Source organism: Staphylococcus sp. T93 (assembly GCF_016743875.1).
Taxonomy (GTDB): Bacteria; Bacillota; Bacilli; order Staphylococcales; family Staphylococcaceae; genus Staphylococcus; species Staphylococcus aureus.
Window position 1 is genome coordinate 2,485,823 of record NZ_CP068247.1, and the last position, 13,432, is coordinate 2,499,254.

At 29.9% G+C, this 13,432-nt stretch carries 19 protein-coding genes and 2 pseudogenes; all 21 read left to right on the top strand.

The window, feature by feature from the left end; genetic code table 11:
• Nucleotides 1-13 precede the first annotated feature (13 nt).
• Nucleotides 14-328, top strand: a complete 315-nt coding sequence (gene esxB, locus JG553_RS12115) for a WXG100 family type VII secretion effector EsxB (RefSeq protein ID WP_000509668.1) — start codon at nucleotides 14-16, stop codon at nucleotides 326-328.
• Entirely contained in the window at nucleotides 328-1,002 is a 675-nt protein-coding gene (locus tag JG553_RS12120) for a DUF5081 family protein (RefSeq protein ID WP_000655875.1), read from the top strand. Before esxB ends, JG553_RS12120 begins: the two co-directional genes overlap by 1 nt.
• A complete protein-coding gene (gene esxD / locus JG553_RS12125; RefSeq protein ID WP_000175722.1) occupies nucleotides 1,002-1,319 on the top strand; it encodes a type VII secretion system extracellular protein EsxD in 318 nt (105 codons plus the stop codon). The genes JG553_RS12120 and esxD overlap by 1 nt, the downstream gene beginning before the upstream one ends.
• A gap of 9 nt (nucleotides 1,320-1,328) precedes the next feature.
• Entirely contained in the window at nucleotides 1,329-3,173 is a 1,845-nt protein-coding gene (locus JG553_RS12130; RefSeq protein ID WP_000159025.1) for a DNA/RNA non-specific endonuclease, read from the top strand.
• A gap of 10 nt (nucleotides 3,174-3,183) precedes the next feature.
• The gene (locus tag JG553_RS12135) at nucleotides 3,184-3,675 is read left to right on the top strand and encodes a TIGR01741 family protein (RefSeq protein WP_000142049.1); all 492 of its coding nucleotides are present in this window, start codon (nucleotides 3,184-3,186) and stop codon (nucleotides 3,673-3,675) included.
• Nucleotides 3,676-3,882: 207 nt separating this feature from the next.
• Nucleotides 3,883-4,566 (top strand): DUF5079 family protein, encoded by a 684-nt coding sequence (locus JG553_RS12140; RefSeq protein ID WP_000208405.1) that lies wholly within the window; start codon nucleotides 3,883-3,885, stop codon nucleotides 4,564-4,566.
• 146 nt (nucleotides 4,567-4,712) lie between these two features.
• Nucleotides 4,713-5,324, top strand: coding sequence for a DUF5080 family protein (locus JG553_RS12145; RefSeq protein ID WP_000394915.1), 612 nt, complete (start codon nucleotides 4,713-4,715; stop codon nucleotides 5,322-5,324).
• A 135-nt stretch (nucleotides 5,325-5,459) separates the two neighbouring features.
• Complete coding sequence (locus tag JG553_RS12150; protein ID WP_000431307.1) at nucleotides 5,460-5,678, top strand: hypothetical protein; 219 nt, start codon at nucleotides 5,460-5,462, stop codon at nucleotides 5,676-5,678.
• A 131-nt stretch (nucleotides 5,679-5,809) separates the two neighbouring features.
• Nucleotides 5,810-6,310 carry a TIGR01741 family protein gene (locus JG553_RS12155; RefSeq protein ID WP_000142036.1) on the top strand — a complete coding sequence of 167 codons (501 nt, stop codon included), beginning with the start codon at nucleotides 5,810-5,812 and terminating at the stop codon, nucleotides 6,308-6,310.
• Nucleotides 6,311-6,320: 10 nt separating this feature from the next.
• Nucleotides 6,321-6,821 carry a TIGR01741 family protein gene (locus tag JG553_RS12160; RefSeq protein ID WP_001008475.1) on the top strand — a complete coding sequence of 167 codons (501 nt, stop codon included), beginning with the start codon at nucleotides 6,321-6,323 and terminating at the stop codon, nucleotides 6,819-6,821.
• 10 nt (nucleotides 6,822-6,831) lie between these two features.
• Nucleotides 6,832-7,327: pseudogene (locus JG553_RS12165) on the top strand (TIGR01741 family protein).
• A 10-nt stretch (nucleotides 7,328-7,337) separates the two neighbouring features.
• A complete protein-coding gene (locus JG553_RS12170; RefSeq protein WP_000142033.1) occupies nucleotides 7,338-7,829 on the top strand; it encodes a TIGR01741 family protein in 492 nt (163 codons plus the stop codon).
• A gap of 209 nt (nucleotides 7,830-8,038) precedes the next feature.
• Nucleotides 8,039-8,722 carry a DUF5079 family protein gene (locus JG553_RS12175; RefSeq protein WP_000208389.1) on the top strand — a complete coding sequence of 228 codons (684 nt, stop codon included), beginning with the start codon at nucleotides 8,039-8,041 and terminating at the stop codon, nucleotides 8,720-8,722.
• Nucleotides 8,723-8,837: 115 nt separating this feature from the next.
• Nucleotides 8,838-8,951 (top strand): annotated as a pseudogene (locus JG553_RS12180) (DUF5080 family protein); the annotation flags it as partial.
• Between the two features lie 356 nt (nucleotides 8,952-9,307).
• Nucleotides 9,308-9,808 (top strand): TIGR01741 family protein, encoded by a 501-nt coding sequence (locus tag JG553_RS12185; protein ID WP_000141982.1) that lies wholly within the window; start codon nucleotides 9,308-9,310, stop codon nucleotides 9,806-9,808.
• An 11-nt stretch (nucleotides 9,809-9,819) separates the two neighbouring features.
• On the top strand, nucleotides 9,820-10,320 hold the full coding sequence (locus tag JG553_RS12190; protein ID WP_000142145.1) for a TIGR01741 family protein: 501 nt from the start codon (nucleotides 9,820-9,822) through the stop codon (nucleotides 10,318-10,320).
• A gap of 10 nt (nucleotides 10,321-10,330) precedes the next feature.
• The gene (locus tag JG553_RS12195) at nucleotides 10,331-10,831 is read left to right on the top strand and encodes an antitoxin YezG family protein (RefSeq protein ID WP_000142176.1); all 501 of its coding nucleotides are present in this window, start codon (nucleotides 10,331-10,333) and stop codon (nucleotides 10,829-10,831) included.
• 10 nt (nucleotides 10,832-10,841) lie between these two features.
• A complete protein-coding gene (locus JG553_RS12200; RefSeq protein ID WP_000141942.1) occupies nucleotides 10,842-11,342 on the top strand; it encodes a TIGR01741 family protein in 501 nt (166 codons plus the stop codon).
• Nucleotides 11,343-11,352: 10 nt separating this feature from the next.
• Nucleotides 11,353-11,853: a TIGR01741 family protein gene (locus tag JG553_RS12205; RefSeq protein WP_000141947.1), complete on the top strand. Its 501-nt coding sequence runs from the start codon at nucleotides 11,353-11,355 to the stop codon at nucleotides 11,851-11,853.
• Nucleotides 11,854-11,863: 10 nt separating this feature from the next.
• A complete protein-coding gene (locus JG553_RS12210) occupies nucleotides 11,864-12,364 on the top strand; it encodes a TIGR01741 family protein (protein WP_000142102.1) in 501 nt (166 codons plus the stop codon).
• A gap of 10 nt (nucleotides 12,365-12,374) precedes the next feature.
• Nucleotides 12,375-12,863, top strand: coding sequence for an antitoxin YezG family protein (locus tag JG553_RS12215; RefSeq protein WP_000142094.1), 489 nt, complete (start codon nucleotides 12,375-12,377; stop codon nucleotides 12,861-12,863).
• Nucleotides 12,864-13,432 lie beyond the last annotated feature (569 nt).

Here is a 13,432-nt window from a genome sequence, read left to right on the forward strand (position 1 = left end):
TTGAGGTGAAGATATGGGTGGATATAAAGGTATTAAAGCAGATGGTGGCAAGGTTGATCAAGCGAAACAATTAGCGGCAAAAACAGCTAAAGATATTGAAGCATGTCAAAAGCAAACGCAACAGCTCGCTGAGTATATCGAAGGTAGTGATTGGGAAGGACAGTTCGCCAATAAGGTGAAAGATGTGTTACTCATTATGGCAAAGTTTCAAGAAGAATTAGTACAACCGATGGCTGACCATCAAAAAGCAATTGATAACTTAAGTCAAAATCTAGCGAAATACGATACATTATCAATTAAGCAAGGGCTTGATAGGGTGAACCCATGATGAAAGATGTTAAGCGAATAGATTATTTTTCTTACGAAGAATTAACAATTTTAGGTGGTAGTAAATTGCCTCTCGTAAATTTTGAATTGTTTGATCCATCAAATTTTGAAGAAGCTAAAGCTGCTTTAATTGAAAAGGAATTAGTAACAGAGAATGACAAGTTAACTGATGCAGGTTTTAAAGTGGCTACATTAGTCAGAGAGTATATTAGCGCCATTGTAAATATTCGAATTAATGATATGTATTTTGCACCATTTAGCTATGAAAAAGATGAATATATTTTGTTAAGCCGGTTTAAAAATAATGGGTTTCAAATACGAATTATCAATAAAGACATTGCATGGTGGTCGATTGTACAATCATATCCTTTATTGATGAGACAAGAAAAGTCCAATGATTGGGACTTTAAACAAATTGACGATGAAACATTGGAGAACTTAAATAATGAAAGTATCGATACGATTGGGCGTGTTTTAGAAATTGAAATATACAATCATCAAGGTGACCCTCAACAAAGTTTATATAACATTTATGAACAAAATGATTTGTTATTCATTCGATACCCATTAAAAGATAAAGTGCTGAATGTTCATATTGGTGTCATTAATACATTTATACGAGAATTATTTGGATTCGATACTGATGAAAATCATATTAATAAAGCAGAGGAGTAATGACGTTGAGTGGAAAAATTAGTGTTAAAGCTGAAACGATTGCACATGTTGTAAAAGAATTGGAAAGCATAAGTCAAAAGTATGATGAAATAGCTCAAAACTTTGGAAAAATAGCGCAATTAAATTACTACAGTAGTGAAAAAGCTGCACATTCTATGGAAAATGGCTATAGTAGTGCTGCAACAGTCATTAGTGGTCTCAAAGGTCCATTGAGTACACTCGGTGGTGGCGTCATGAATTCAGCACAAAAGTTCTTTGAAGCAGATGAACATTGGGGTACGGAATTTGCCAAGCTTTACTATAATATTGAGGGATAGGTGCATGACATGACAAAAGATATTGAATATCTAACAGCTGATTATGACAATGAAAAGTCATCTATCCAAAGTGTAATAGATGCAATAGAGGGTCAAGACTTCTTAGATGTAGATACAACAATGGATGATGCGGTAAGCGATGTCAGTTCTTTAGACGAAGATGGCGCAATATCATTAACAAGTAGTGTAGTAGGTCCACAAGGATCTAAATTAATGGGGTATTATCAAAATGAGTTATATGATTATGCATCTCAATTAGATTCGAAAATGAAAGAAATTATTGACACGCCATTTATAGAAGATATAGATAAAGCATTCAAAGGTATAACGAATGTTAAATTGGAAAATATACTAATTAAAAATGGTGGTGGACATGGTAGAGATACCTATGGGGCTTCTGGGAAAATTGCAAAGGGAGATGCCAAGAAAAGTGACAGCGATGTTTATAGCATCGATGAAATATTAAAATCGGATCAAGAATTTGTAAAAGTAATTGATCAGCATTACAAAGAAATGAAAAAAGAAGATAAGAAATTATCTAAAAGTGATTTTGAAAAAATGATGACTCAGGGCGCTTCTTGTGATTACATGACAGTAGCTGAAGCGGAAGAGCTAGAGGAGCAAAAGAAAAAAGAAGAAGCTATAGAGATTGCAGCACTAGCTGGTATGGTAGTTTTATCTTGTATTAATCCTGTTGCTGGAGCAGTAGCTATTGGTGCTTATTCCGCTTATTCAGCAGCAAATGCAGCCACAGGAAAAAATATTGTAACTGGAAGAAAGCTATCTAAAGAAGAACGAATCATGGAAGGACTTTCGCTTATTCCATTGCCAGGTATGGGCTTCCTCAAAGGTGCTGGGAAAAGTTTAATGAAATTAGGCTTCAAAGGCGGAGAAAAATTTGCAGTTAAAACAGGATTGCAAAAGACAATGCAACAAGCAGTTAGTCGTATTTCACCTAAAATGGGAATGATGAAAAACAGTGTGTTGAATCAATCTCGTAACTTTGCTCAAAATACTCATGTTGGACAAATGCTGAGTAACATGCGTGGTCAAGCAACTCATACTGTTCAACAAAGTAGAAATTGGATTGGACAACAAGCACAAAATGTCAAACGAATAGTGAATAATGGACTTGATAAAGAAATAGCACATCCATTTAAACAACAACTTGCACCAGCGGGAATGGGTGGTATAAAATTTGCTGAAACAACTACTTTGAGAAACATGGGTCAAAACATAAAGCGTGCTGTTACACCACAAAATCACGTGACACATGGTCCAAAAGATAGTATGGTGAGAAGTGAAGGCAAACATAGTATAAGTAGCCATGAAATGAATTCATCAAAGTATGTTGAATCACCAAACTACACCAAGGTTGAATTCGGAGAACACTATGCAAGACTTAGACCTAAGAAACTAAAGGCGAATATTGAATACACAACACCTACTGGTCACATATATCGAACCGATCATAAAGGTCGCATAAAAGAAGTTTATGTAGACAATCTCTCTCTAAAAGATGGGGATCGTAATAGCCATGCACAAAGAACTGTGGGGGGAGAGGATAGATTACCAGACGATGATGGAGGTCACTTAATCGCTAGAATGTTTGGTGGTTCAAAAGACATTGATAACCTTGTGGCACAAAGTAAATTTATCAACCGTCCATTTAAGGAGAAAGGTCATTGGTATAATCTTGAGAAAGAGTGGCAAGAGTTCTTAAACTCTGGGAAAGAGGTGAAAAATATTAAAATGGAAGTAAAATATAGCGGTAATAGTCAAAGACCGACTATATTTAAAGTTGAATATGAAATTAATGGTGAAAGAAATATTAGAAGAATATTAAATAAGTAGAGGTGCCAACATGACATTTGAAGAGAAGCTTAGCAAAATATACAATGAAATTGCGAATGAGATTAGCAGTATGATACCGGTAGAGTGGGAAAAAGTATATACAATGGCTTATATAGATGATGGAGGAGGTGAAGTATTCTTTAATTATACTAAACCAGGTAGTGATGACTTGAATTATTACACCAATATACCTAAGGAGTATAACATTTCTGTGCAAGTATTTGATGATTTATGGATGGATTTATATGATTTATTTGAGGAGTTAAGAGATTTATTTAAAGAAGAAGATTTAGAACCATGGACATCATGCGAATTTGATTTTACAAGAGAAGGTGAATTAAAAGTTTCATTTGATTATATTGATTGGATAAATTCAGAATTTGGTCAAATAGGTCGACAAAATTACTATAAGTATAGAAAATTTGGAATTTTACCAGAAACGGAATATGAAATTAATAAAGTTAAAGAAATCGAGCAATATATTAAAGAGCTAGAAGAATAAACTATCTTAATGTAAGACTAAACAATAAAGCTTTGTTTAGTCTTTTTAGCGTTTAAGTAAAAAGCAATAGATACCGTAAAGTTGATGCTCATCAAATAATAATATAAAGATAATTTTAGGTTTTTAAACTTTTAATCGAAAAGAATCTAAGTTTATAGCTTTAAATACGTAATATGCTATTTAAAAAATAATGTATAGGAGATAGATATGACTACTAAAGAAAATATTGATACTCTTCGAAAGCCAGGTGCACAAGCCTTAAGTTTAGCATCATTATTTATGATACTTTTTTCATGTCTAACTTTCTTTTTTGGTTTAGATTATGAAAGGTTTCCAAATTATTTAAAGATAACGACAATTATAGAATTAATAATTATCATAATTAGTTTACTTCAATGGATTAGATTTATAGATTTCGAAAAGGAAAGCGCACAGAAATATAAGAAAATATATGCCCGATTTTTAGTTATTATAAATGTGCTAACTACTATCACCGCAGTATTTGCAACATGTAACCTTTATTATTTTGTTGCTGTACAAAATCATTATGACCTATTCAATTATTGGTTGATGGGTACGATTTCAATCATAATTAGTTATTTGTTATTAGTAATTGGCGGAATGTTCACGTTATTAAAATTACCTAAAGTAACAAAACGTTGGGGTGGTAAAACTAAAACACATTTCGGTTTATTATTAACTGCGTTGAGCTCATTTATATATATTGAAAAAATTATCGAATATATATTGGTTCCTAATGTCGTAGAATCTAAGTTTATAATTATTGTGAGCATGTTGGTTATCGCTGGAGCACAATTTGTGGCATTTCAATTTATTATGCAATACAGTAGATTCTATATTTTTGAATTAAACACTGAAGATGATGACTAAACAATTTTATAAATTCTGTGAAGTATACTTATATATAAGATAATCAACTTCAACGTATATCACCATATTATTTTATACTCAATGATGTGAATGGATTTAAGTGGATTGATATTAAAGTAAAAGTTATGGAATATTGAGGTGTGAATATGGAGTTCTTATTATTAATTGTCGTAGCCGGACTGTATTATATTATATATTTAACTGCTGTGATGTATTCTGAAAAAATAGTAGTATTGCCTATAATCATCTATGCCATTGTGTTTGTAATAATTGGTATCACTTATATCTTTATAGGCGACAGCTATGATCAATTAACAAATTTCAATGTGATTTTGTATATGGGGAGTTTGTTTTATGCATGGATGGCTATTAGAAATCTTTGGAACAGACCACTATTACTAAAATATAAGAACATTACAGATAGTTCAAGTGGAATAGTTAATAAATCTGAATACAATTCAGTTGAAAGCTTACGTATAAATATTGAAATAGCTAAGTATAAAGGGATTATTTCTTTGATAGTAGCTATAGTACTAACGGTATTAATGACATTAAAGTCAACACCTCAAATCACTGCAGAAACACGTGACTTAAGTATCTCATTTTTCATACTCAGCTTATTTATCATTATTATATTTGCAGTTTGGGATTTGTTTATTAGAGTTAGAAAAGGAGCGTTTGCTTTTGTTGTAATAAGGCCAATATTATTTAGTTGTTGGTTATTTATTTTGAATATGATTTTATCAAGATTATTATAATTGTATTACATATAGGTGTGGGTAAATTTTTATTTATGAAATGATAAAAAAGTATATACTATTAATATCTTTTTTACTATAATTATAAATAGTTAAATAAATTGAAAGACAAAATAATGAGTAGGAGTTAATGAGATGGAAAACCAAAAACAAGGCAATGGCTTAAAAATTGCAACATGGGTATTTATTGTATTAACAGTAGTTACACCGCTATTTGGTATTGGAAGTATTGTTTGTAGTATTAATTATAAAAAATACGATGCTGAAAAAGGTTCGAAGTTATTGCAAATTGCAATTATCGTAACAATAATTGCTTTTGTTTTAAATTTATTAGCATATTTAGGTTTAAGATAAGTAAAACGAATTTGAAGAAGCATTAAGCGACATTTGGGTGTTGTTTAATGCTTTTTATTTAACGGAAATAAGTGTAGAGAATAAATTAATAGTTTAATCAAGAGATATTTCGAACACATAGGGGCGATAACATGACTTTCGAAGAAAAATTAAGTGAAATGTATAGCGAGATTGCGAATAAGATTAGCAGCATGATACCGGTAGAGTGGGAAAAGGTATATGCAATGGCATATATAGATGACGGAGGAGGAGAAGTGTTCTACTATTACACAGAACCTGGAAGTAATGAATTATACTACTATACTAGTGTATTAAATAAATATGATATATCGGAATCGGAATTTATGGATTCAGTGTATGAGTTGTATAAACAATTTCAAAATTTAAGGAATTTATTTAAAGAAGAAGGACATGAACCATGGACATCATGCGAATTTGACTTTACAAGAGAAGGTGAATTAAAAGTTTCATTTGATTATATTGATTGGATAAATTCAGAATTTGGTCAAGTAGGTCGACAAAATTACTATAAGTATAGAAAATTTGGAATTTTACCAGAAACGGAATATGAAATTAATAAAGTTAAAGAAATCGAGCAATATGTTAAAGAGCAAGAAGAAGCTGAACAATAGAGGCGATAACATGAATTTCGAAGAAAAATTAAGTGAAATGTACAATAAAATTGCAAATGAGATCAATGAAATGATACCAGTAGAGTGGGAAAAGGTATATGTAATTGCATATGTGGACGATGGAGGTGGGCAAGTTATATTTTATTATACCAAGCCCAGAAATGATGAGCTGTATTATTATTCGAGTATCGTTGAAGATTATAATGTTTTAGAAGAAATCTTTGATGATTTATGGATGGAACTTTATAGATCATTTAAAAAATTAAGAAATATATTTAAAGAAGAAAGTCTTGAACCATGGACATCATGTGAATTTGACTTTACAAAAGAAGATAAATTAAAAGTTTCATTTGATTATATTGATTGGAAGAATACAGAATTTGATCAATTAGGCCAAGAAAACTACTATAACTATAGAAAATTCGGAATTATACCAGAAATGGAATATGAAATGGAAGAGGTTAAACAAATCGAGCAATATATTAAAGAGCAAGAAGAAGCTGAACAATAGAGGCGATAACATGATTTTCGAAGAAAAACTAAATGAAATGTACAACGAGATTGCGAATAAAATTAGTAGCATGATACCAGTAGAATGGGAAAAGGTATATACAATGGCTTATATAGATGATGGAGGAGGTGAAGTATTCTTTAATTATACTAAACAGCGATGAATTGAATTATTACACCGATATACCTAAGGAGTATAACATTTCTGTGCAAGTATTTGATGATTTATGGATGGATTTATATGATTTGTTTGAGGAATTAAGAAATTTATTTAAAGAAGAAGGACTAGAACCATGGACATCATGCGAATTTGATTTTACAAGAGAAGGTAAATTAAAAGTTTCATTTGATTATATTGATTGGATAAATTCAGAATTTGGTCAAGTAGGTCGACAAAATTACTATAAGTATAGAAAATTTGGAATTTTACCAGAAACGGAATATGAAATTAATAAAGTTAAAGAAATCGAGCAATATATTAAAGAGCAAGATGAAGCTGAACTATAGGGGCGATAATATGACTTTCGAAGAAAAATTAAGTGAAATGTATAGCGAGATTGCGAATAAGATTATTAGCATGATACCGGTAGAGTGGGAAAAAGTATATGCAATGGCATATATCGATGAAGAATGTGGAGAAGTGTTTTACAATTATACTGAACCAAGCAGTGATGAATTATTTTACTATACAAGTGTGATAAAGAAGTATAATTTATTGAAATCAAGCTTTATGGATTCAGTATATGAGTTGCATGATCAATTTGAGGAACTAAGAGAAGTATTTATAGAAGAAGGTCTTGAACCATGGACATCATGCGAATTTGATTTTACAAAAGAAGATAAATTAAAAGTTTCATTTGATTATATTGATTGGATAAATACAGAGTTTGATCAATTAGGCCGTGAAAATTATTATATGTACAAAAAATTTGGTGTTTTACCAGAAACGGAATATGAAATGGAGGAGGTTAAAGAAATCGAGCAATATATTAAAGAGCAAGAAGAATAGACAATCTTAATGTAAGATTAAACAATAAAGCTTTGTTTAGTCTTTTTAGCGTTTAAGTAAAAAACAATAGAGACCATAAAGTTGTCATCAAATAATAATATAAAGATAATTTTAGGCTTTTATACTTTTAATCGAAAAGAATCTAAGTACTTATAACTTTAAATACTTAATATGCTATTACAAAATCAATGTATAGGAGATAGGTAAATATGACTACTAAGGAAAATATAGACATTCTTCGAAAGCCAGGTGCACAAGCCTTAAGTTTAGCATCATTATTTATGATACTTTTTTCATGTCTAACTTTCTTTTTTGGTTTAGATTATGAAAGGTTTCCAAATTATTTAAAGATAACGACAATTATAGAATTAATAATTATCATAATTAGTTTACTTCAATGGATTAGATTTATAGATTTCGAAAAGGAAAGCGCACAGAAATATAAGAAAATATATGCCCGATTTTTAGTTATTATAAATGTGCTAACTACTATCACCGCAGTATTTGCAACATGTAACCTTTATTATTTTGTTGCTGTACAAAATCATTATGACCTATTCAATTATTGGTTGATGGGTACGATTTCAATCATAATTAGTTATTTGTTATTAGTAATTGGCGGAATGTTCACGTTATTAAAATTACCTAAAGTAACAAAACGTTGGGGTGGTAAAACTAAAACACATTTCGGTTTATTATTAACCGCGTTGAGCGCATTTATATATATTGAAAGAATTATCGAATATATATTGGTGCCCAATGTCGTAGAATCCAAGTTTGTCATAATGGTAAGTATCATTATTATTGCTTGTACACAATTTGTGGCATTTCAATTTATTATGCAATACAGTAGATTCTATATTTTTGAATTAAACACTGAAGATGATGACTAAATAATTTTATAAAATACTGTTGGAGTATACTTAAATAAGAAAATCAACTTCAACGTATATCACCATATTATTTTATACTCAATGATGTGAAAGAATTTGAGTGGATTGATATTAATGGGATTTGATTATTAGAATTAGAAAAGGAACGTTTGCTTTTGTTGTAATAAATCTATTATTTTTCAATTGTTGGTTATTTATTCTGAATATAATTTTATCAAGATTATTATAATTGTATTACATATAGGTGTTGGTAAATTTTATTTACGAAATGGCAAAAAAGTATATACTATCAATATCTTTTTTACTATAATTATAAATAGTTAAATAAATAGAAAGACAAAATAATGAGTAGGAGTTTTAGGGCTATTATTTACAAATAATATAATACTGCAAAGACTCGAAATTATTTAGAATTCCAGTTATCGTAACAATAGTTGCAGTTATTTTAGTTCCATTAGTGTATTTAGGTTTAAAATGAGTAATATTAATTTGAAGAAGCATTAAGCGACGTAGAGGTGTTGTTTAGTGCTTTTTATTTAACGGAAATGAAACCAATATCTATTTTGAAAATATAGGGGCGATAACATGACTTTCGAAGAAAAACTAAGTGAAATATACAACAAGATTGCGAATGAGATTAGTGGGATGATACCAGTAGAATGGGACCAAGTATTTACGATAGCTTATGTAAATGATAGAGGTGGAGAGATCGTTTTTAATTATACTAAACCAGGTAGCGATGAATTGAATTATTACACATATATCCCTAGAGAGTATAATGTCTCTGAAAAAGTATTTTATGATTTGTGGACGGATTTATATAGATTGTTTAAGAAGTTAAGAAACGCATTTAAAGAAGAAGATTTAGAACCATGGACATCATGTGAATTTGACTTTACAAGAGATGGTAAATTGAATGTTGTATTTGATTATGTTGATTGGATGAATTCAGAATTTGGTCCAATAGCAAAAGAAAATTATTATATGTACAAAAAGTTTGGTGTTTTACCAGAAACGGAATATGAAATTAATAAAGTTAAAGAAATCGATCAATATGTTAAAGAGCAAGATGAAGCTGAACTATAGGGGGAGATAACATGACTTTCGAAGAGAAACTAAGTCAAATGTACAATAAAATTGCAAGTGAGATCAGTGGAATGATACCAGTAGAATGGGAGCAAGTATTTACAATAGCTTATGTAACTGATCAAGCTGGGGAAGTCATTTTTAATTATACTAAACCAGGTAGTGATGAATTAAATTATTATTCAGACATACCTAAAGATTGCAATGTCTCAAAAGATATTTTTAAGAATTCATGGTTTAAAGTTTATCGAATGTTTGATGAGTTAAGAGAAACTTTTAAAGAAGAAGAGCTTGAACCATGGACATCATGCGAATTTGACTTTACAAGAGATGGCAAATTGAATGTATCTTTTGATTATATTGATTGGGTGAATTCAGAATTTGGACCAATGGGAAGAGAACATTATTATATGTATAAAAAATTTGGAATTTGGCCTGAAAAAGAATATGCCATAAATTGGGTTGAAAAAATAAAAGATTATGTTAAAGAGCAAGATGAAGCTGAACTATAGGGGAGATAATATGACTTTCGAAGGAAAACTAAGTCAAATGTACAACGAGATTGCGAATGAGATTAGTGGGATGATACCGGTAGAATGGGAGCAAGTATTTACAATAGCTTATGTAACTGATCAAGCTGGAGAAGTCATCTTTAATTATACTAAACCAGATAGTGATGAATTAAATTATTATTCAGACATACCTAAAGATTGCAATGTCTCAAAAGATATTTTTAAGAATTCATGGTTTAAAGTTTATCGAATGTTTGATGAGTTAAGAGAAACTTTTAAAGAAGAAGGGCTTGAACCATGGACATCATGCGAATTTGACTTTACAAGAGATGGCAAATTGAATGTATCTTTTGATTATATAGATTGGATAAATACAGAGTTTGATCAATTGGGCCGTCAAAATTATTATATGTACAAAAAATTTGGGGTTATACCAGAAATGGAATATGAAATGGAAGAAGTTAAAGAAATCGAACAATATATTAAAGAGCAAGAAGAAGCTGAACAATAGAGGTGATAACATGACTTTCGAAGAGAAAATAAGCAAATTATATAATGAGATTGCGAATGAGATTAGCAGTATGATACCGGTAGAGTGGGAAAAAGTATATACAATGGCTTATATAGATGATGGAGGAGGTGAAGTATTCTTTAATTATACTAAACCAGGTAGTGATGACTTGAATTATTACACCGATATACCTAAGGAGTATAACATCTCTGTGCAAGTATTTGATGATTTATGGATGGATTTATATGATTTGTTTGAGGAATTAAGAGATTTATTTAAAGAAGAAGGACTTGAACCATGGACATCATGTGAATTTGACTTTACAAGCGAAGGTAAATTAAAAGTTTCATTTGATTATATAGATTGGATAAATACAGAGTTTGATCAATTAGGCCGTGAAAATTATTATATGTATAAAAAATTTGGGGTTTTACCAGAAATGGAATATGAAATGGAAGAAATTAAAGAAATCGATCAATATATTAAAGAGCAAGATGAAGCTGAAATATAGGGGAGATAACATGACTTTCGAAGAGAAAATAAGCAAATTATATAATGAGATTGCGAATGAGATTAGCAGTATGATACCGGTAGAGTGGGAAAAAGTATATACAATGGCTTATATAGATGATGGAGGAGGTGAAGTATTCTTTAATTATACTAAACCAGGAAGTGAAGATTTGAATTATTATACCGATATACCTAAGGAGTATAATGTTTCTGTGCAAGTATTTGATGATTTATGGATGGATTTATATGATTTGTTTAAGAATTTAAGAAATTTATTTAAAGAAGAAGGACTTGAACCATGGACATCATGTGAATTTGACTTTACAAGAGACGGCAAATTGAATGTTTCATTTGATTATATTGATTGGGCGAATTCAGAGTTTGGACAAATGGGAAGAGAACATTATTACATGTATAAAAAATTTGGAATTTGGCCTGAAAAAGAATATGCCATAAATTGGGTAAAAAAAATAAAAGATTATGTTAAAGAGCAAGATGAAGCTGAACTATAGGGGCGATAATATGACTTTCGAAGAAAAACTAAGTCAAATGTACAATGAAATTGCAAATGAAATCAGTGGAATGATACCAGTTGAATGGGAAAATATATATACAATTGCCTATGTAACTGATCAAGGTGGAGAGGTCATTTTTAATTATACTAAACCAGGTAGCGATGAATTGAATTATTACACATATATCCCTAGAGAGTATAATGTCTCTGAAAAAGTATTTTATGATTTGTGGACGGATTTATATAGATTGTTTAAGAAGTTAAGAGAAACTTTTAAAGAAGAAGGGCTTGAACCATGGACATCAAGTGAATTTGACTTTACAAGCGAAGGTAAATTAAAAGTTTCATTTGATTATATTGATTGGATAAATACAGAGTTTGATCAATTAGGCCGTGAAAACTATTATATGTATAAAAAGTTTGGTGTTTTACCAGAAATGGAATACGAAATGGAAGAAGTTAAAGAAATCGAGCAATATATTAAAGAGCAAGATGAAGCTGAACTATAGGGGCGATAACATGACTTTCGAAGAAAAGCTAAGTCAAATGTACAATGAAATTGCAAATGAAATCAGTGGAATGATACCAGTAGAATGGGAAAAAGTATATACAATTGCCTACGTAGATGATGAAGGTGGAGAGGTTGTTTTTAATTATACTAAACCAGGAAGTGAAGATTTGAATTATTATTCAGATATTCCTAAAGATTGCAATGTCTCAAAAGATATTTTTAAGAATTCATGGTTTAAAGTTTATCGAATGTTTGATGAGTTAAGAGAAACTTTTAAAAAAGAAGATTTAGAACCGTGGACATCATGTGAATTTGACTTTACAAGAAAGGGAAATTTAAAAGTATCATTTGATTATATAGATTGGATTAAATTAGGTTTTGGCCCATCAGGAAAGGAAAACTACTATATGTACAAAAAATTTGGTATTTTACCAGATATGGAATATGAAATGGAAGAAATTCGAGCAGTAGAGAAGTATGTTAAAGAGCAAGAGTAGCAGACATGTTATAAAAGACTGTGCAAAATCACCCTCGTTTTACATTTGATTCAAAGAAGAAGGTAAAAGATAAGATTATTTGCAACTTAAAAAGTCAATTAGCTTATCGGTATCCATACATCATGGATAAATGAGTTCAACTAATTAACAAATCACGATATAAATTTAAAATTGTCATTAATTGAAAAGGTTATTGTAGTGTATTTTATAAAGTTGATGTACATCGACTTATTTTTTAAAACTTATATCAAAAAAATATGAGAAAAGTATATACTATTAAAATGTTTTTTACTATAATTATAAATAGTTAAATATTTGGGAATTAAATAAATATATAGGAGGCAATTTTTAGAGATACATAGCAATGTAAAGGTATCAAATAGTTATTTCATAATTTATTATGATGACATAATTTTCAGTAGATAGTTGTAAATTAACACTGAAATAGATGTTTATATTAAGAAGACTTTAATATCATAATTAATCAAAATCTTGCGTCAAACATTTAAACGAATTTTAAGTTGATAACAATTGGCAAAACATTGTTCAAACATCACAATGATAAAGCA